Origin of the sequence: Agromyces soli, assembly GCF_022811605.1 — a bacterium.
Taxonomy (GTDB): Bacteria; Actinomycetota; Actinomycetes; order Actinomycetales; family Microbacteriaceae; genus Agromyces; species Agromyces soli.
In genome coordinates this window covers 2,514,540-2,532,065 of the sequence record NZ_CP094533.1, presented here as the reverse complement: position 1 = coordinate 2,532,065, position 17,526 = coordinate 2,514,540, and the positions used below count along the sequence as shown (strand labels likewise).

At 70.4% G+C, this 17,526-nt stretch carries 15 protein-coding genes; 3 read left to right on the top strand and 12 right to left on the bottom strand.

Features of this window, described 5'->3' with window-relative positions; genetic code table 11:
- The first annotated feature begins 127 nt into the window (after positions 1 to 127).
- The 3 genes from MTP13_RS12155 to MTP13_RS12145 are packed head-to-tail and all read left to right on the top strand — an operon-like array spanning position 128 to position 2,448.
- The gene (locus MTP13_RS12155) at positions 128 to 982 is read left to right on the top strand and encodes a fumarylacetoacetate hydrolase family protein (RefSeq protein WP_243568008.1); all 855 of its coding nucleotides are present in this window, start codon (positions 128 to 130) and stop codon (positions 980 to 982) included.
- Positions 979 to 1,764: an SDR family NAD(P)-dependent oxidoreductase gene (locus tag MTP13_RS12150; RefSeq protein WP_243568007.1), complete on the top strand. Its 786-nt coding sequence runs from the start codon at positions 979 to 981 to the stop codon at positions 1,762 to 1,764. Before MTP13_RS12155 ends, MTP13_RS12150 begins: the two co-directional genes overlap by 4 nt.
- Before the next feature lie 9 nt (positions 1,765 to 1,773).
- Positions 1,774 to 2,448, top strand: coding sequence for a FadR/GntR family transcriptional regulator (locus MTP13_RS12145; protein ID WP_243568006.1), 675 nt, complete (start codon positions 1,774 to 1,776; stop codon positions 2,446 to 2,448).
- Position 2,449: 1 nt separating this feature from the next.
- Here MTP13_RS12145 and MTP13_RS12140 read toward each other — a convergent pair whose 3' ends face one another.
- The 12 genes from MTP13_RS12140 to MTP13_RS12085 all read right to left on the bottom strand — a co-directional run bounded on the left by MTP13_RS12140 (position 2,450) and on the right by MTP13_RS12085 (position 17,458).
- Complete coding sequence (locus tag MTP13_RS12140) at positions 2,450 to 3,802, bottom strand: alpha-L-fucosidase (protein ID WP_243568005.1); 1,353 nt, start codon at positions 3,800 to 3,802, stop codon at positions 2,450 to 2,452.
- Positions 3,803 to 3,813: 11 nt separating this feature from the next.
- Positions 3,814 to 4,785 carry an ROK family protein gene (locus MTP13_RS12135; protein ID WP_243568004.1) on the bottom strand — a complete coding sequence of 324 codons (972 nt, stop codon included), beginning with the start codon at positions 4,783 to 4,785 and terminating at the stop codon, positions 3,814 to 3,816.
- A 70-nt stretch (positions 4,786 to 4,855) separates the two neighbouring features.
- Complete coding sequence (locus MTP13_RS12130; RefSeq protein ID WP_243568003.1) at positions 4,856 to 5,785, bottom strand: carbohydrate ABC transporter permease; 930 nt, start codon at positions 5,783 to 5,785, stop codon at positions 4,856 to 4,858.
- Positions 5,775 to 6,686, bottom strand: a complete 912-nt coding sequence (locus tag MTP13_RS12125) for a carbohydrate ABC transporter permease (protein WP_189084693.1) — start codon at positions 6,684 to 6,686, stop codon at positions 5,775 to 5,777. Before MTP13_RS12125 ends, MTP13_RS12130 begins: the two co-directional genes overlap by 11 nt.
- Before the next feature lie 16 nt (positions 6,687 to 6,702).
- Positions 6,703 to 7,953 carry an ABC transporter substrate-binding protein gene (locus MTP13_RS12120; RefSeq protein WP_243568002.1) on the bottom strand — a complete coding sequence of 417 codons (1,251 nt, stop codon included), beginning with the start codon at positions 7,951 to 7,953 and terminating at the stop codon, positions 6,703 to 6,705.
- A gap of 156 nt (positions 7,954 to 8,109) precedes the next feature.
- Positions 8,110 to 9,378 carry an alpha-L-fucosidase gene (locus MTP13_RS12115; protein ID WP_243568001.1) on the bottom strand — a complete coding sequence of 423 codons (1,269 nt, stop codon included), beginning with the start codon at positions 9,376 to 9,378 and terminating at the stop codon, positions 8,110 to 8,112.
- A 202-nt stretch (positions 9,379 to 9,580) separates the two neighbouring features.
- On the bottom strand, positions 9,581 to 10,609 hold the full coding sequence (ilvC, locus tag MTP13_RS12110) for a ketol-acid reductoisomerase (protein ID WP_243568000.1): 1,029 nt from the start codon (positions 10,607 to 10,609) through the stop codon (positions 9,581 to 9,583).
- A gap of 91 nt (positions 10,610 to 10,700) precedes the next feature.
- The gene (ilvN, locus tag MTP13_RS12105) at positions 10,701 to 11,210 is read right to left on the bottom strand and encodes an acetolactate synthase small subunit (protein ID WP_189084689.1); all 510 of its coding nucleotides are present in this window, start codon (positions 11,208 to 11,210) and stop codon (positions 10,701 to 10,703) included.
- Between the two features lie 2 nt (positions 11,211 to 11,212).
- Positions 11,213 to 13,015, bottom strand: a complete 1,803-nt coding sequence (locus tag MTP13_RS12100; protein WP_243567999.1) for an acetolactate synthase large subunit — start codon at positions 13,013 to 13,015, stop codon at positions 11,213 to 11,215.
- Positions 13,016 to 13,059: 44 nt separating this feature from the next.
- Positions 13,060 to 14,754 carry a dihydroxy-acid dehydratase gene (gene ilvD, locus MTP13_RS12095; protein ID WP_243567998.1) on the bottom strand — a complete coding sequence of 565 codons (1,695 nt, stop codon included), beginning with the start codon at positions 14,752 to 14,754 and terminating at the stop codon, positions 13,060 to 13,062.
- Positions 14,755 to 14,769: 15 nt separating this feature from the next.
- Positions 14,770 to 17,010, bottom strand: a complete 2,241-nt coding sequence (locus tag MTP13_RS12090) for a bifunctional alpha,alpha-trehalose-phosphate synthase (UDP-forming)/trehalose-phosphatase (protein WP_243567997.1) — start codon at positions 17,008 to 17,010, stop codon at positions 14,770 to 14,772.
- A 157-nt stretch (positions 17,011 to 17,167) separates the two neighbouring features.
- The gene (locus MTP13_RS12085) at positions 17,168 to 17,458 is read right to left on the bottom strand and encodes a hypothetical protein (protein WP_243567996.1); all 291 of its coding nucleotides are present in this window, start codon (positions 17,456 to 17,458) and stop codon (positions 17,168 to 17,170) included.
- Positions 17,459 to 17,526: the final 68 nt, after the last annotated feature.

Sequence of the window (17,526 nt, the reverse complement as noted above, 5' to 3'; positions counted from 1 at the left end):
CCTTTCTGGCGCTCTGAGCATAGACATCCGATGTTTGGCGCGTCAAGCGGGCCAGATTGTGCGAGAATGCCGGAATCGCCCCCATTCCCGTGGGTGAGAGAGCTGACCTTCCGTCGAAAGGATCCCGATGAGATTCGCCCGCCTCGGAGCCCCAGGAGCCGAGATCCCCGTCGTCGTCGACGGAGCGCGCCACCTCGACCTGCGCCCGCTGACCGCCGAGCTCGACGGGGCCTTCCTCGCCGCGGACGGTGTGGCACGCGCGCGGGCGGCCGTGGCCGCGGGCGGGCTCCCCGAACTCCCGGAGGCCACCACCCTCCGGGTCGGCGCGCCGATCGCCCGACCGTCCGCCGTCTACTGCGTCGGCATGAACTACGCGGCGCACGCGGCCGAGTCCGGCTCGCTGCCGCCCGAGCACCTGGTGCTCTTCATGAAGGCGCCGAACACCGTCATCGGCCCGGACGACGAGGTGGAGATCCCGCGCGGCAGCACGAAGACGGACTGGGAGGTCGAACTCGGCATCGTGATCGGCCGGCGCGCCTCGTACCTCGACTCCCCCGCCGACGCCCGGGCGCACATCGCGGGCTTCGTGCTCGCCAACGATCTCTCCGAGCGCGACTGGCAGCTCGCCGTGTCCGGCGGCCAGTGGTCGAAGGGCAAGAGCGGCCCCGGCTTCTGCCCCACCGGCCCGTGGCTCGTGACGGGCGACGAGGTCGACGCCGACGACGTGCGCCTCCGCAGCTGGGTGAACGGCGAGCCGCGGCAGGACTCGCGCACGGCCGACCTCATCTTCGGCATCGACCGGATCGTGCACGAGCTCAGCCAGTTCCTCGTGCTCGAGCCCGGAGACCTCATCCTCACCGGCACCCCGGAGGGCGTCGCGCTCTCCGGCCGTTTCCCCTACCTCGCCGCCGGCGACGTCGTCGAGCTCGAGATCGACGGCCTCGGCCGTCAGCGCCAGCACTACGTGGAGGCCGCACGATGACTCCTGCACCCGACGTCTCATCGACCGCTCCGCTCGAGGGGCTCGTCGCCGTCGTCACCGGCGGCGCCAGCGGCATCGGCGCGGCCATCGCCGAACGCCTGCGCGCCGACGGCGCCAAGGTCGCCGTGTTCGACCTGCGCCCGGAGGGCGCCGAGCACGCCGATCTCGCGGTCGCCGTCGACGTCGCCGACGACGCCAGCGTGCGCGCCGGAATCGCGCAGGTCGCCGAGCACTTCGGTCGGCTCGACCTGCTCGTGAACAACGCGGGCATCGGCGCCCAGGGCGACGTGACGGCCAACGAGGACGCCGAGTGGCACCGCGTGCTCGACATCAACGTCGTCGGCATCGCCCGGACGAGCCGTGCCGCCCTCCCGTACCTCCGCCGCTCCCCCGCCGCGGCGATCGTGAACACCTCGTCGATCGCGGCGACCGCAGGCCTCCCGCAGCGCGCGCTCTACAGTGCGAGCAAGGGTGCGGTGCTCTCGCTCACCCTGGCGATGGCTGCAGACCACCTGCGCGAGGGCATCCGCGTGAACGCCGTCAACCCCGGCACCGCCGACACCCCGTGGGTCGGTCGCCTGCTCGACTCGGCCGACGACCCCGCCGCCGAGCGCGCCGCGCTCGAGGCCCGCCAGCCGCACGGTCGGCTCGTCTCCGCCGCCGAGGTCGCCGACGCGGTGGCGTACCTGCTGAGCCCGCGAGCCGGCTCCACGACGGGCGTCTCGCTCGCCGTCGACGGCGGGATGCAGGCGCTGCGGCTCCGACCGGCCGGCGCACGCTAACATCGCCCCATGGCCGTCACCGATGAAGCGATCCTCCGTATCAAGGAGATGATCACCGGGGGTCAGCTGGCCCCCGGTGACCGCCTCCCGCCCGAGAAGGAGCTCAGCGAACAACTCGGCCTCTCCCGCTCCTCGCTGCGCGAGGCGGTCAAGGCGCTCGAGGTCATCCGGGTGCTCGACGTGCGGCGCGGCGACGGCACCTACGTCACGAGCCTCGAGCCCTCGCTGCTGCTCGAGGCGATGTCCTTCGTCGTCGACCTGCACGACGACCAGTCGGTGCTCGAGATCCTCGCGGTGCGCCGCATCCTCGAGCCGGCCGCCTCGGCACTCGCCGCCCGCAACGCCGACGCCGACGCCATCCAGCTGCTGCGCGACGCCGTCGACGCCGTCGACCGGCAGGCGAACGTCGAGCAGTTGGTCGAGCACGATCTCCACTTCCACTCCGGCATCGCCCAGGCGGGCGGCAACGGCTACCTCGCGAGCCTCATCGACTCGCTCTCGAGTCACACCATCCGCGCGCGGATCTGGCGCGGCATCACGCAGGAGAACGCGGTCGACCGCACCCTGCACGAGCATCACGCGATCCTCGAGGCGATCGAGGCCGGCGACGCGGAGCTCGCCCAGGCGCTGACGACGGTGCACGTCTCCGGCGTCGAGCAGTGGCTCCGCTCCGCGGCGCTCTGACTCAGGCCCCGACCGCCAGCACCGCGATCGGCGCACCGCGCAGCGTCTCCGGCACGGCGACCATGGTCCGGCCGTCGCGCACGGCCAGCTCGACGGCGCCGCCGTCGCCCAGCCAGTGCGCCGAGGCGGCCGCGCCCTCGAGCTCGGCGGGCAGGGCGAACTCGCCCGCCGCCGGGTCGAGCGCGTGCACGAAGGCGCCGTCCGCACTGCTCGTGAAGCGCAGCGGCGCCCCGTGCTCCGAGGCCGCGCGCAGCCACGGACGGGTGCCGTAGACGCCCTCGCCGTTCCGGCGGAGCCACGCGCCCATCTCAGCCATCGCGGCGGCCTGCAGCTCGGGGATGGAGCCGTCGGCGCGCGGGCCGACGTTGATCAGCAGGTTGCCGTTCTTCGCGACGACGTCGACGAGCAGCCGCACGAGCGCCTCGCCCGAGAGCGAGTGCTCCGGCCCCTCGGCCTGGTTGTAGCCGAAGGAGAAGCCGAGCCCGCGGGTGGACTCCCACGGCGTCGGCAGCGCGTGCTCGACGTGCGTGTACTCGCGCGTGAGGAAGCCGTGGTACGGCACGCCCCAGCGGTCGTTCACGACCCCGTCGGGCACCCGGGCGAAGTAGCGCTCGAGGAGGGCGGCGACGCCGTACTCCTCGCGTCCCTTGCCGCCGTCGGGCCACTCGATGTCGTTCCAGAGCACGTCCGGGCCGAAGCGCTCGACGAGCTCCTCGAGCTGGGCCGCGGCGTAGCGCGCGAAGCGCTCGTCGTTCCGCCGGTACCGGAAGAGGTCGGTGTCCGACTCGATCGGCGGGAAGTCGCTGACGTGCCAGTCGAGCGCGCCCGAGAAGTACACGCCGAAGCGGGCGCCGGCGGCGCGCGTGGCGTCGTGGAACTCCGCGATGAGGTCGCGCTTCGGCCCGCGTCGGGCGGAGTTGAACGGCGTCGTCGCCGTGTCCCAGAGGCAGAAGCCCTCGTGGTGCTTCGTCGTCGGAACGACGTAGCGGGCGCCGGCGTCGACGAGCGAGCCGACGAAGGCGCTCGGGTCGAAGGCGCTCGCGTCCCAGAGATCGGCGAGGTCCTCGTAGCTCGTGCCGGTGCCGTACACGTCCTGGTGGCGCTTCCACGTGGGGCTGCCGGCGATGCGAACCGTGTTGCCGTACCATTCCGCGTACTGGTGATGCGCGTAGGCGTCCTCGGTCGGCACGCCGCCCGGCCCGTGGGCGGTGCCCCAGGCGGGCACCGAGTAGAGGCCCCAGTGCACGAAGAAGCCGAGCTTGGCGTCGCGGTACCACTCGGGCACGGCGTTCGCGGGGTACGTGGGCGCGAGCGCCCCGAGGTCGGGGCCGGTGCGGGTCTCGAAGTTCAGCATGGTCGGTCCTCTCAGTGGGTGACGAGGGCGGTCGGAGCGGGGGCGCCGGCGGGAGTCGTGTGCGGCGCGTCGGAGAAGGCGAGGGCGGCGGCGCCGAGCACGACGCCGTCGGCGCCGAGTTCGGCGGGGCGCACTTCGAGCGGGAAGCCGGAGACGGGCGGGTTGCCGTCGATCCCGGCGCGGACGGCGGGCTCGAGCAGATCCCAGGCGGCGCGGACCCCGCCGCCGACGACGACGAAGGAGAGGTCGAACATGCTGGCGGCCGAGGAGGCCGCAAGGCCGACCGCGCGCCCGGCGGCGTCGAAGACGGCGAGGGCGTCGGGCTCGCCCGCGCGGGCGCGATCCGCGATCTCGCTGCCTCGGACGGTCGGCGCGGCGGCGCCGGTGCGCTCCGCGTAGCGCGCCTCGATCGAGCGGCCGGAGGCGAGGGTCTCGAGATGGCCGACGCGGCCGCAGGTGCAGACGAGTTCGCTGTAGCCCGGGGTGTGCCCGATCTCGCCGGCCGCGCCGCGGTGCCCGGCGAACAGTCGGCCGTCGAGCGCGATCGCCCCGCCCACCCCGGTGCCGAGCATGACGCCGAGCACGTCAGCCTGGCCGCGGGCGGCTCCCCAGCGGAGTTCGCCGACGAGGAAGGCGTTGACGTCGTTGTCGACGGCGACGGGCACGCCGAGCCGGTCCGCGAGCGCCGAGCCGAGCGGGAAGCCGGCCCAGTCGGCGAAGGTCGCGGAGGCGGCGACGACGGTGCCGGTGCGCTGGTCGATGACGCCGGCGGCGCCGACCCCGGCGAGCCCGACGGCGACGCCGGCCTCGGCCTCGAGCCGGCGCACGAGGGCCGCCGCGGCATCCGCCATCGCCGGCCCGCCCGCCGCGGCCGGCGCCGGGACGTGGTCGAACGCCAGGCGACGGCCGCCGTCGTCGGTGAGGACCGCGGAGATCTTGGTGCCGCCGATGTCGATGCCGGCGGCGAGCGGAGTGCGAGGCATGGGGTGTCCCGTCTTCGTCTGAGGGTCGGTCGGCGGACTCGTCGCGGAGGCCGGAGGCCGGCTCGGCGGCTCAGCGGCCGCCGAGCCCCGCCATCGCGATGCCCTTGACCAGATGCTTCTGAAGGGCGATCACGAGCACGGTCGTCGGCACCATCGAGATGATCGCCGCGGCCATCTGCAGGTCCCAGCGGGTGCCCTGCAGTCCGGAGAACGAGGCGAGGCCGATCGGCAGCGTGCCGTGCGAGGCGTAGTCGACCGTGACGATCAGCGGCCACAGGTAGCTGTTCCAGAAGGAGAGGAAGGTGAAGACCGCGAGCACGGCGACCGCGGACTTCGCGAGCGGCAGGATGATCTGCAGGAACGAGCGGATGGGGCCGGCGCCGTCGACGCGGGCCGCCTCCTCGAGCTCGAAGGGGATGCCGCGGAAGAACTGCCGCATGAGGAAGGTGCCGAACGCGGTGAACGCGAACGGGAAGATCAGCGCCGGGTAGCTGTCGACCCAGCCGAGCCACTGCATGACCTGGAACATCGGGATGACGAGCACTTCCTGGGGCACCATCAGGGTGCCGAGGAAGAGCACGAAGACGAGGTCCCGGCCCTTCCAGCGCAGCCGCCCGAAGGCGTAGCCCGCCATCGTCGAGACGGCGAGCACGACGAGGGTGCCGGCGATGGCGACGAAGAAGGAGTTGCCGATGTAGGTGAGGAAGGGGCCGTACGCGAACACGTCGGCGAAGTTCGACCAGCGCAGCTCCGAGCCGACGAGCGTCGGCGGCATGGAGAACATCTCCGAGTTGGGCTTCAGCGCCGAGAAGAAGGCGTAGACGAGCGGCGAGACGAAGACGAGGGCCGCGAGGTAGACGCCGAGGTGGGCGAAGACGAGGCGGATGCGTCCGCCGGTCGTGAGCGGGGCGCGCCCGCGGCGCTCGGACGGCTCGACCGGTGCGGCGTCGTGCTCGGCGTCGGCCATCGCGGTCACCGGGGAGATCAGCTCAGTGCTCATAGTGCACCCACTTCTTCTGCGCGCGGAACTGCAGCGCGGTCAGGACGATGATGATGGCGAAGAGGATCCACGCGGCCGCCGCGGCCAGGCCGAGCTCCTGGAACTTGAAGCCCTGGTTGTAGATGAACTGCACGAGCGGCTGGGTCGCGTTGCCCGGTCCGCCGCCGGTGAGCAGCTGCGGCTGGGCGAAGACCTGCAGCGAGGTGATCATCGTCATGATGCTGGCGAAGAAGATCGACGGCGAGATCATCGGCAGCATGACGCTCCAGATCATCCGGAAGCCCTTGGCCCCGTCGATGCGCGCAGCCTCGACGACCGACTCGGGCAGCTGCTCGAGCGCCGCCGAGAAGATCAGCATGTTGTAGCCGAGCCCCTGCCAGACGCTCATCACGACGACCATGATCATCGCCCACTGCGGGTCGGCGAGGAAGTTCGGCAGTTGCACCCCGAACCAGCTCTGCGCGAGTCCGTTGAACAGGCCCTGCGGCTGCAGCAGCATCTTCCAGACGAGCACGTTCGCGACCATCGGGGTCACGACGGGGATGAAGAACAGCACCCGCAGCGCGCCGCGCCCGCGGATGCGGGAGCTGAGCGACAGCGCGAGCAGGAGCGAGAGGATGACGCTGATCGGCACGTAGAGCAGCGCGAACACGAAGGTGTTGCGCAGCGCCGGCCAGAAGTCCGGGCTCTGCGTGAACAGGCGGACGTAGTTGTCGAACCCCACGAACTCCTTGTCACCGAAGGTGGGCCAGTTGAAGAAGCCCATCACGATGGACAGGACGACGGGGACGATCGTGAACAGGGCGAGGCCCGCCAGGGCCGGGCTGACGAAGCCCAGCGCCTGACGGGACTCGGTCCTGGCGAGCGTCCCCCTGCGAGGCGTGTACGTGGTGGTCGACATCTCGTGGGGGTTCCTGTTACTTGCCGAACTGCTGCTGCGCGCTCTCGAGCACGTTCTCCATGGTCTCCTGACCGTTGTAGACGCTCACGAGCTGCGGCTGGATGTAGGTGCCGACCTTCGACCAGTTGTCGCTGACGTACTGGCCCTGCACCTGCTCGAAGGCCTTGGTGAAGACCTCCTCGACCTGCGGGCGGAACTGCTCGTCGATCGACTCGAAGTAGAGCGGCTGCGAGGCGGTGCGGGCCGGGTAGCTGCGGCCGGACGAGGCGATGTAGTCCTGCGCCTCGGGGCTCAGCATGGAGCCGAGCACCTTGAGCGCGGCGTCCGGGTTCTTGCAGCTCTTCGCGATGCCGAAGCCCGAGCCGAGGATGAGGCCGAGCGAACCGTTCTCACCGCTCGGGAGCGTCGTCATGCCCGCGGTGAAGCCGGCGTCGTTGTTCAGGTAGCTGACCGCGTTCCAGGTGCCGTCGACCGCCATCGCGGCGTTCTGGCCGGCGTACTGGTTCTCGCCCCAGCCGGTGTCCGAGGCGCTCGCGACGGGCGCCGCGACCTTCTCGTCGGTGACGAGGCCCGAGTACCAGCTCGCCGCGTCGACGAAGGCCGGGTCGGTGAGGGCGAGGGTGCCGTCCTGCTCGACGGGCTGCTGGCCCGCCTTCGCGATCGGCAGCGCCTGCCACTGGAAGTCGCCCATGCCGACGGCGAAGCCGTACTTGCCGTCCTTCGTGGCCGCCTTCGCGGTCGCCTCGAAGTCGTCGAAGCTCCAGCCGGCCTCGGGGTGCGCGACGCCGGCGGCGTCGAGGAGGTCGGCGTTGTAGTAGACGAGCATCGTCGCGATGTCGAACGGGACGCCGTACATGGTGCCCTTGTTGCTCAGGATCTCGTCGGCGCCGGCCGAGAAGTCGGCGAGGTCGATGCCGGCGGTCTTGAGGTCGGCGTCGCTCAGCTCGAGGAAGCCGTCGGTGTAGCTCGACAGCATGCCCGAGTTCATGCCGGTGACGCACGCCATGTTGCCGGACGCCATGTTCGTGGTGAGCTTCGTGAAGAAGTCGCCCCATGGTGCCGTGCGCAGTTCGATCTTGAGGTCGGGGTTCTGCTTGCGCGCGATCTCGAGCTGGGCGTTCAGCGCGTCCGTGTCGGACTGGCTGCCGGCCCACATGTCGATGACGACGGTGTCTGACGACGCGTCGCCCCCGCCGGTGCTGCAGCCCGTCATGACGAGGGCCGCGGCGGCGGCGGCCGCGACCGCGCCGACGTGGATCTTCTTCATTGAATGTCGCCTCCTAGGCAGTGAACAGTATTCATCCGGTGTTTCCTCGCTCACAGCTCCGGTCCACCGGTGGTGCGAGCACAATCATGGCATTCGATCCGGCGATTTGCCAACTTTCATCCGATGTTTGAATGCGGAAACATCGGATGCCTCATCTCAGTCCGCCTCGTCGAGCACGAGTTCGATCACCGGAACGGCGACGTCGGGCCGGCGCACGGGCAGCGAGATCGTCAGCGTGCCGTCGGCCTGACCCGCCGGCTGCGTGAGCAGCGCCTCCTGGCCGGGGTCGGTGACGCTCCGCCTGAGCCAGGAGCCGTCGTGCAGCAACCGCGCGTGCCGCACGCGCCCGGCGAGCCCGGGCAGGTGCACGAAGCCGAGCGGCCAGGTGAACAGATGCAGGTAGAGGCGATCGCCGCGTCGCGTGTAGACGCCCTCCCGCGGCGGGGTGAACCCCGCGTGCCCCGCGCCGACGACGGCGCGCTCGTGCAGGGCCATCCACTCGCCGATCCCGTCGAGGATCTCGCGGTCGCGCGGCGGGATCGCGCCGCGCCCGTCCGGTCCGATGTTCAGCAGCATGTTGCCGTCCATCGAGACCGAGTCGACGAGCATGCGCAGCAGCAGCGGCGCGCTCTTGTACTCCTCGTTGTCGCGGTGATAGCCCCAGGAGCCGTTCGTCGTCTGGCAGGCCTCCCAGCGCACCGGCCGGCCGTCGCGCAGGATCGGGCTCGTCGGCTGGTACTGCTCCGGGGTGACGAAGTCGCCGTCGATGCCGAGCCGGTCGTTCACGAGCATCTGCGGCTGCAGTTCGCGGCACCGGGCGAGCAGGCGCTCGGCATCCCAGTCCTCGGCGCGCTTGCCCGCCCAGCCCTGCTTCGTCTCCGGGTAGGTGAAGTCGAAGAAGAGGGAGTCGATCGTGCCGTAGCCCGTGAGGAGCTCCTCCACCTGGCCGTGCAGGAACGCGCGGTACCGAGCCATCTCCCGCCCCTCGTTGAGAGCGGCGCCCTCCGCGTCGTCTCGGCGCGGGTGGTTCCAATCGACGGTGAAGTCGGGGTGATGCCAGTCGATGAGCGAGTAGTACAGCCCGACCCGGAGCCCCTCCTCGCGGAGCGCGTCGACGGTCTCCCGCACGAGATCCCGCCCGCAGCTGCGCATCGAGGTGAAGTCGCTGAGCTTCGAGTCCCAGAGCGCGAAGCCGTCGTGGTGCTTCGTCGTGAGCACGACGTACCCGGCGCCCGCGGCCTTCGCCGTGCGCGCGAGCTCGCGCGCGTCGAAGCGGTCGGGGTCGAAGAACTCGACGTACTCCCGGTACTCCTCGTCGTCGAGTCGCTCGTAGTTCTGCACCCATTCGTGCCGGGCCGCCACGCTGTAGGCGCCGAAGTGCACGAAGAGGCCGAAGCGGGCCTCGGTGAACCAATCCGGGGTCATCTCGTCCTTCCGATCCGCGATCGCCGTCCATCCTGTCACGGAACATCGGATGTTTCGAGATGGAGCCGATCCACCGGTTCCACCGCTCCCCCATGCCCGATCTGCAGGCCCTCCCGCCAACACGGAACGGCCCACCCCGGAGAACCGGGGCGGGCCGTTCCTGGTCGTGGGGAGCGCCGCTCCCCCGAGGCTCAGCGCCTGATCAGCGCGCGACCTCGCCGTCGACGTAGTCGTCGTCGTCCGAGGAGTTCCAGGCGAAGAGCTTGCGCAGCTCGCGACCGGTGGTCTCGATCGGGTGCTGCTCGCCCTTGGCGCGGAGCTCCAGGAACTCCTTCTGGCCGTTGTCCTGGTCGGCGATGAAGCGGGTCGCGAAGGCGCCGTTCTGGATGTCGCCGAGGACCTCCTTCATGCGCTCCTTGACCGAGGGGTCGATGACGCGCGGGCCCGAGACGTAGTCGCCGTACTCGGCCGTGTCGGAGACCGACCAGCGCTGCTTGGCGATGCCGCCCTCCCACATGAGGTCGACGATGAGCTTCAGCTCGTGGAGCACCTCGAAGTAGGCGATCTCCGGCTGGTAGCCGGCCTCGACGAGGGTCTCGAAGCCGTACTGCACGAGCTGCGAGGTGCCGCCGCAGAGCACGGCCTGCTCGCCGAACAGGTCGGTCTCGGTCTCCTCGGTGAAGGTCGTCTTGATCACGCCGGCACGGGTGCCGCCGATCGCCTTGGCGTACGACTTCGCGAGGTCCCAGGCGGTGCCGGTGGCGTCCTGCTCGACCGCGATGATGTCCGGGATGCCGCGGCCGGCGACGAACTCGCGACGCACGGTGTGGCCCGGAGCCTTCGGGGCGACGAGGATCACGTCGACGCCCTCGGGCGCCTCGATGTAGCCGAAGCGGATGTTGAAGCCGTGGCCGAAGACCAGCGCGTCGCCCGTCTTCAGGTTGTCCTTCACCGACTCGGCGTAGATGTGACGCTGGTACTGGTCGGGCGCGAGGATGACGATGACGTCGGCCCACGCGGCGGCGTCGGCGACGTTCTTCACCTCGAAGCCCGCCTCCTGGGCCTTGGCGATCGACTTCGAGCCGTCCTTCAGGCCGATGACGACCTCGACGCCCGAGTCGCGGAGGTTCTGCGCGTGCGCGTGCCCCTGCGAGCCGTAGCCGATGACGGCGACCTTCTTGCCCTGGACGATCGAGAGATCGGCGTCCTGGTCGTAGTACATCTCAGCCATTGCTGTTCCTTCTCTGTTGGTCTGGCCCCCTGAGCTTGTCGAAGGGGACCACGGGTCGTTGCTCCCCTCGACAAGCTCGGGGAGCGGAGTGCTAGTTCTTGAAGACGCGCTCGGTGATGGACTTGCCGCCGCGGCCGATCGCGAGGAGACCCGACTGCGCGATCTCCTTGATGCCGTAGGGCTCGAGCACCTTGAGCAGCGCCTGGGTCTTGCCCGAGTCGCCGGTGACCTCGATCACGAGCGCGTCGGTCGACACGTCGACCACGCGGGCGCGGAAGAGGTTCACCGCCTCGAGCACCTGCGAGCGGGTCGTGTTGTCGACGCGCACCTTGATCAGCAGGTGCTCGCGCTGCACCGACTGGGCGGGGTCGAGCTCGACGATCTTGATCACGTTGATCAGCTTGTTCAGCTGCTTCGTGACCTGCTCGAGCGGCAGCTCCTCGACGTCGACCACGACCGTGATGCGGGACAGCCCGTCGATCTCGGAGTGGCCCACCGCGAGGGACTCGATGTTGAAGCCGCGGCGGGCGAACAGCCCGGCCACGCGGGTCAAGAGACCCGGCTTGTCCTCGACGAGGAGGGAGAGCACGTGGGTCGACATGGTCAGTCCTCCTCGCTGAAGGCCGGCGAGTGATCGCGGGCGTACTGGATGTAGCTGTTCGAGACGCCCTGCGGCACCATCGGCCACACCATGGCGTCGGCGGAGACGACGAAGTCGATGACGACCGGGCGGTCGTTCGTCTCGAGCGCGAGCTTGATCGCCTCGTCGACCTCCTCTTCCTTCGTGACGCGGATGCCGAGGGCGCCGTACGCCTCGGCGAGCTTCACGAAGTCGGGCACCCGCACCGAGTCGTGCCCGGTGTTCAGGTCGGTGTTCGAGTAGCGGCCGTCGTAGAACAGCGTCTGCCACTGGCGCACCATGCCCAGCGAGGAGTTGTTGATGATGGCGACCTTGATCGGGATGTCGTTCAGGGTGCACGTGGCGAGCTCCTGATTCGTCATCTGGAAGCAGCCGTCGCCGTCGATCGCCCACACGTGACGGTCGGGCTGGGCGACCTTCGCGCCCATCGCCGCCGGCACCGCGTAACCCATCGTGCCCGCGCCGCCCGAGTTCAGCCAGGCGTTCGGGCGCTCGTACTTGATGAACTGCGCCGCCCACATCTGGTGCTGTCCGACACCCGCGGCGTAGACCGCCTCGGGACCGGTCAGCTCGCCGATCCGCTTGATGACGTACTGCGGCGAGAGCAGCCCGTCGGAGGTCGGCGCGAAGCCGAGCGGGTACTCGTTGCGGAGCCCGGCGAGCGTCGCCCACCACTCGGCGGTGTCGGCGGTGCCGCGCGCGGCCACGTCGCGGTAGGCCGCGAGCAGGTCGACGAGCACGTCCTTCAGATCGCCCACGATCGGCACGTCGGCCGTGCGGATCTTCGAGATCTCGGCCGGGTCGATGTCGACGTGCACGACCTTCGCGTTCGGGGCGAAGAGCGCCGCCTTGCCGGTGACCCGGTCGTCGAAGCGCGCGCCGAGGGAGACGACGAGGTCGGACTCCTGCAGCGCGAGCACCGCGGGGACCGTGCCGTGCATGCCCGGCATGCCGAGGTGCTGCGGGTGCGAGTCGGGGAAGGCGCCGCGGGCCATCAGCGTGGTCACCACGGGCGTCTTCGTCGCCTCGGCGAGCTCGAGGAGCTCGGCGGAAGCGCCGGAGCGGATGACGCCGCCGCCGACGTACAGCACCGGGCGCTCGGCCTCGGCGATGAGCTGGGCGGCCGCGAGCACCTGCTTGCCGTGCGCCTTGGTGATCGGCCGGTAGCCGGGCAGGTCGACCTTCGGCGGCCAGCGGAACGCGAAGGTGTTCTGCTGCGCGTCCTTCGTGATGTCGACGAGGACGGGGCCCGGTCGGCCGGTCGTGGCGATGTGGTACGCCGCCGCGATCGTGGCCGGGATCTCCTCGGCGCGCTTCACGAGGAAGGAGTGCTTCGTGATCGGCATGGTGATGCCGACGATGTCGGCCTCCTGGAACGCATCGGTGCCCATCAGGTTGGAGAAGACCTGACCGGTGATCGCGAGCAGCGGCACCGAGTCCATGTGGGCGTCGGCGATGGCCGTCACGAGGTTCGTCGCGCCGGGTCCCGAGGTCGCGATCGCGACGCCGAGCTTGCCGGACGAGGACGCGTAGCCCTGCGCGGCGTGACCGGCGCCCTGCTCGTGCCGGACGAGGATGTGCCGGAGCTTGCGGCTCTCGAACAGCGGGTCGTAGACGGGGAGGATGGCGCCGCCGGGCAGACCGAACACGTCGGTGATGCCGAGATTCTCCAGCGAGCGGACGACCGCCTCGGCGCCCGTGATGATCTCGGACGCACCTGGCGATGCTGGGGCAGGCGACGGCACGGGGTGGGATTCCGTGGGCATGCGATTCCTATCTGGGTGAACGGGTGTGCGAATGAGCGCAGCACTCAGCCAGTGGTCGCGCCTTCGGCAGCGGAGCGCACGAGCTTGGAGTACTTCGCGAGAACGCCTCGGGTGTAGCGCGGAGGAAGCGGCGCCCAGCCTTCACGGCGGGCGGCCAGCTCGGCCTCGTCGACCAGTAGGTCGATGGACCGGGCCGCGATATCGACCCGAATCAGATCACCATCGCGCACCAAAGCAATCGGACCTGCGTCGACTGCTTCGGGTGCCAGATGGCCGATGCACAGGCCGGTTGTGCCGCCTGAGAATCGACCGTCCGTCAAGAGTAGTACATCTTTGCCGAGCCCGGCGCCCTTGATGGCCGCGGTGATGGCGAGCATCTCGCGCATGCCGGGGCCGCCCTTGGGGCCCTCGTAGCGGATGACGACCACGTCGCCGTGCTTGATCTCGCCGTTGGTGAGGGCGTCCATCGCGCCGCGCTCGCGCTCGAACACGCGCGCGGGGCCCTCGAAGACGGCCGCGTCGAAGCCCGCCGTCTTCACGACCGCGCCCTCGGGCGCCAGGGTGCCGTGCAGGATCGTGAGCCCGCCGGTCTCGTGGATCGGGTCGTCGAGGGTGTGCAGCACCTCGCCGTCGAGCGGCGGCAGGTCCATCTCGGCGAGGTTCTCGGCCATGGTCTTGCCCGTGACGGTGAGCACGTCGCCGTGCAGCAGGCCGGCGTCGAGCAGGGCCTTCATCAGCACGGGCACGCCGCCCCGGCGGTCGACGTCGTTCATGACGTACTTGCCGAAGGGCTTGAGGTCGCCGATGTGCGGCACCTTCGAGCCGATGCGGTTGAAGTCCTCGAGCGTGAGGTCGACCTCGGCCTCGCGGGCGATCGCGAGCAGGTGCAGCACGATGTTCGTCGAGCCGCCGAGCGCCATGCCCACGGCGATCGCGTTCTCGAACGCCTTCTTGGTGAGGATCTGCCGCGCGGTGATGCCGTGCTTCAGCAGGTTGACGACGGCCTCGCCGGAGCGGTGCGCGTAGTAGTCGCGGCGACGGTCGGCGGAGGCCGGCGATGCCGAGCCCGGCAGCGAGAGACCGAGCGCCTCGGCGACCGAGGCCATGGTGTTCGCCGTGTACATGCCGCCGCAGGCACCCTCGCCCGGGGCGAAGGCGCACTCGATGCGCTTCGCGTCGGCGGCGCTCATCGTGCCGGCCTTGACCGCACCGACCGCCTCGAAGGAGTCGATGATCGTGATGTCCTTCTCGGTGCCGTCGGACAGGCGCACCCAGCCGGGCGCGATCGAGCCGGCGTAGAGGAAGACCGAGGAGAGGTCGAGCCGGGCGGCCGCCATCAGCATGCCGGGGATCGACTTGTCGCAGCCCGCGAGCAGCACGGAGCCGTCGAGGCGCTCGGCCTCCATGACGACCTCGACCGAGTCGGCGATGACCTCGCGCGAGACGAGCGAGAAGTGCATGCCCTCGTGGCCCATGGAGATGCCGTCGGAGACCGAGACGGTGCCGAACTGCAGCGGGTAGCCGCCGCCGGAGTGGACGCCCTCCTTCGCGGCCTGCGCGAGCCGGCTCAGCGAGAGGTTGCAGGGGGTGATCTCGTTCCAGGAGCTCGCGATGCCGATCTGGGGCTTGTCCCAATCGGCATCCCCCATGCCCACGGCCCGGAGCATGCCCCGGCTGGTCATGGCTTCGATGCCGTCGGTGACGGTGCGGCTACGCGGTTTGGGATCGAACTCCGACATGCATCGAGTCTATGGCTACCGCGAGGTGTGTTCGCGCGCCGCCTCCCGGGCATCCGCGAGGGCCTCGAGCAGCAGCGCGACGTCCTCGGTGCCGCGCACGCGATGGCCGGCGAGCGACTTGCCCTGCCCGACCTTCACGCCGACGTCGTCGACGTCGAGGACCGCGAAGGCATCCTCGTCGGTGACGTCGTCGCCGACGTAGAGCACCGCCGTCGACCCCAGGTACTGCCGCACCCGGGTGAGCGATTCGCCCTTGTCGCTCGAGCGCACCGCGAACTCGATGACGGACTTGCCCGTGCGGACGGTGATTCCCGGCAGCTCGTCCTCGATGCGCTCGCGCGCGGCGTGCTGCAGGGCGGCGCCCACGGCGACCGGCAGCTTCCTGGTGTGCAGCGCGACTCCGGCCGGCTTGTGCTCGACCCAGGCGCCGTCGGCCTCGGATGCGGCATCCTCCAGTAGTTCGGTCAGGCGCGCGAGGCGCGCGTGCTCGACGTCCCGAAGCTCGATCGTGACACCGCCGTCGTCGAGCTGCAGTTCGACGCCGTGCGAGCCGCTCAGCAGCACGCCCTCGGGCGGGTCGGCGACCTCGCGCAGGCTCTCGAGGGAGCGGCCGGACACGAAGGCGACGCGGGTGTCGTCGCTCGCGATCAGCCGTTCGACGGCCGCGCGCGCTCTGGCCGTGGCCCGCGCGTCCTCCGGGCGGTCGACGAGCGGGGCGAGGGTGCCGTCGAAGTCGAGGGCGACGAGCAGCCGCTCGGTGCCGGCGAGCCGGGAAACCGCGGCGGAGAGGGAGTCGGAGACGCCCGCGGGGATCTTGCCCGCGCCGGTGAGCGCCTCGAGGAACGTCGCCGACCAGTTCGCCACGTCGTTCGACTGCACCCGGCGCCGCAGCGCCCGCATCCGCCTGGCGCGCTCCGCCTTGGGCATCTCGACGGCGGCGATCATCGCGTCCTTCAGGCCCTCGATGTCGTGCGGGTTCACGAGGACCGCCTGGCGCAGCTCGTCGGATGCCCCGGTGAACTCGCTCAGCAGCAGGACGCCGTCGTCGTCGAAGCGGCAGGCCACGTACTCCTTCGCGACGAGGTTCATGCCGTCGCGGAGCGCGGTGACGAGCATGACGTCGGCCGCGAGGTAGAGGGCCACCATCTCCTCCCGGGGGTAGCCGTGGTGGAGGTAGGAGATCGCGGGATGTCCGAGCTCGCCGTGGTCGCCGTTCAGCCGGCCCACCATGAGCTCGATCTCGTCGCGCAGCTGACGGTAGGTCTCGACGCGTTCGCGCGACGGGCTCGCCACCTGCACGAGGGTGGCGTCCTCGACCGAGAGCCGGCCGTCGCGCAGCAGCTCGCCGAAGGCCTTCATCCGGTGCCGGATGCCCTTGGTGTAGTCGAGCCGGTCGACGCCGAGCATGATCGTGTCCGGGTCGCCGAGGTTGCGGCGGATCTCGGCGGCGCGTTCCTGCACTTCAGGCCGGCGAGCGATCTCCTCGAAGCCTGCGGCGTCGATCGAGATCGGGAAGTGCCGCGCGACGACGCGGCGCAGCTCGCCGTCCTCCTCGGGCACCTCGATGATCGACCCGCGCGTGGCATAGCCGAAGAGCCGGCGCACCGCACGCGAGAAGTTGCCGGCATCCGCCGCCCGCTGGAAGCCGACGACGTCGGCGCCGAGCAGCCCCTCGATGACCTGGCGCCGCCACGGCAGCTGCGAGTAGATGCCGTATGCGGGGAACGGAATGTGGTTGAAGAAGCCGATGACGAGGTCTGGGCGCGCCTCGCGGAGCATCTTCGGGACGAGCTGCAGCTGGTAGTCGTGCACCCAGACGACCGCGCCCTCGGCGGCGGCCTCGATCGCGGCGTCGGCGAAGCGGCGGTTGACGCGCACGTAGGCCTCCCACCATTCGCGGTGGAAGGAGGGCGGGGCGATGACGTCGTGGTACAGCGGCCAGAGGGTGTCGTTGGAGAAGCCCTCGTAGTAGTCCTCGAGCTCGTCGGCGGTGAGCGGCACCGGGATGATCTCGATGCCGTCGTGGGCGAAGGGCTCGAACTCCCGGTCGGCGACGCCGGCCCAGCCGATCCAGGCGCCGTCCTCCGCGCGCATCACCGGTTCGAGGGCCGTGACGAGCCCGCCGGGCGAGCTGCGCCAGCCCGGGGTTCCGTCGGCGGATTCGACGTAGTCGACCGGCAACCGGTTCGACACGACGATCATCTCGTAGGCGGCGCGAACACCGCGGGTGGTGGTGGGCGTCTGGGCGTCCGGCATGGTGATGGAGATCCCTCCTCGGGCTCCCGCCCAGGCTAACAGTCGCCCGCCTTCGGCCACGGGGGCTTGCGCTCGGCCGCTGGTTCCCTGAGCCCGTCGCAGGGATGCTGGTCCCCTGAGCCCGTCGAAGGGGCCCCGTCGAAGGGCCGGAACCGCCCTACGAGTAGGTCAGCCCGAAGAACGTCGACCCGAGCATGAGCGCGAGAACACCCACGATCGCGCTGATCGCCCGCATCCACGCCGGACCGCGACGCACTGCGGCGATGCCGGACGCCAGCGCCGCGAGCATGGTCGCGTAGCTCAGAACACGGATGGCGAGTTCGGGCAGCATCGCGGCGGTGGCGATGCCCGAGGCGAGCACGAGCATGACGGTGACCGCGGCGAGAGTGAGCCGCAGGCCGGTCCGCCGGGAGGCCGGCACTCGCGCGGACTGTTCGGTGACGCTCATGTGCGCTCCTCGGGGTCGGCCGTTCGCATTCGAACGGCCAGGCTCGCATCGATCGCGGCCTGCCGCAA

Excerpts from the sequence above, each read along its gene's own strand:
- MTP13_RS12155 (WP_243568008.1), top strand. The coding sequence starts at position 128 with ATGAGATTCGCCCGCCTCGGAGCCCCAGGAGCCGAGATCCCCGTCGTC.
- MTP13_RS12150 (WP_243568007.1), top strand. The coding sequence starts at position 979 with ATGACTCCTGCACCCGACGTCTCATCGACCGCTCCGCTCGAGGGGCTC.
- MTP13_RS12145 (WP_243568006.1), top strand. The coding sequence starts at position 1,774 with ATGGCCGTCACCGATGAAGCGATCCTCCGTATCAAGGAGATGATCACC.
- MTP13_RS12140 (WP_243568005.1), bottom strand. The coding sequence starts at position 3,802 with ATGCTGAACTTCGAGACCCGCACCGGCCCCGACCTCGGGGCGCTCGCG.
- MTP13_RS12135 (WP_243568004.1), bottom strand. The coding sequence starts at position 4,785 with ATGCCTCGCACTCCGCTCGCCGCCGGCATCGACATCGGCGGCACCAAG.
- MTP13_RS12130 (WP_243568003.1), bottom strand. The coding sequence starts at position 5,785 with ATGAGCACTGAGCTGATCTCCCCGGTGACCGCGATGGCCGACGCCGAG.
- MTP13_RS12125 (WP_189084693.1), bottom strand. The coding sequence starts at position 6,686 with ATGTCGACCACCACGTACACGCCTCGCAGGGGGACGCTCGCCAGGACC.
- MTP13_RS12120 (WP_243568002.1), bottom strand. The coding sequence starts at position 7,953 with ATGAAGAAGATCCACGTCGGCGCGGTCGCGGCCGCCGCCGCCGCGGCC.
- MTP13_RS12115 (WP_243568001.1), bottom strand. The coding sequence starts at position 9,378 with ATGACCCCGGATTGGTTCACCGAGGCCCGCTTCGGCCTCTTCGTGCAC.
- ilvC (WP_243568000.1), bottom strand. The coding sequence starts at position 10,609 with ATGGCTGAGATGTACTACGACCAGGACGCCGATCTCTCGATCGTCCAG.
- ilvN (WP_189084689.1), bottom strand. The coding sequence starts at position 11,210 with ATGTCGACCCACGTGCTCTCCCTCCTCGTCGAGGACAAGCCGGGTCTC.
- MTP13_RS12100 (WP_243567999.1), bottom strand. The coding sequence starts at position 13,015 with ATGCCCACGGAATCCCACCCCGTGCCGTCGCCTGCCCCAGCATCGCCA.
- ilvD (WP_243567998.1), bottom strand. The coding sequence starts at position 14,754 with ATGTCGGAGTTCGATCCCAAACCGCGTAGCCGCACCGTCACCGACGGC.
- MTP13_RS12090 (WP_243567997.1), bottom strand. The coding sequence starts at position 17,010 with ATGCCGGACGCCCAGACGCCCACCACCACCCGCGGTGTTCGCGCCGCC.
- MTP13_RS12085 (WP_243567996.1), bottom strand. The coding sequence starts at position 17,458 with ATGAGCGTCACCGAACAGTCCGCGCGAGTGCCGGCCTCCCGGCGGACC.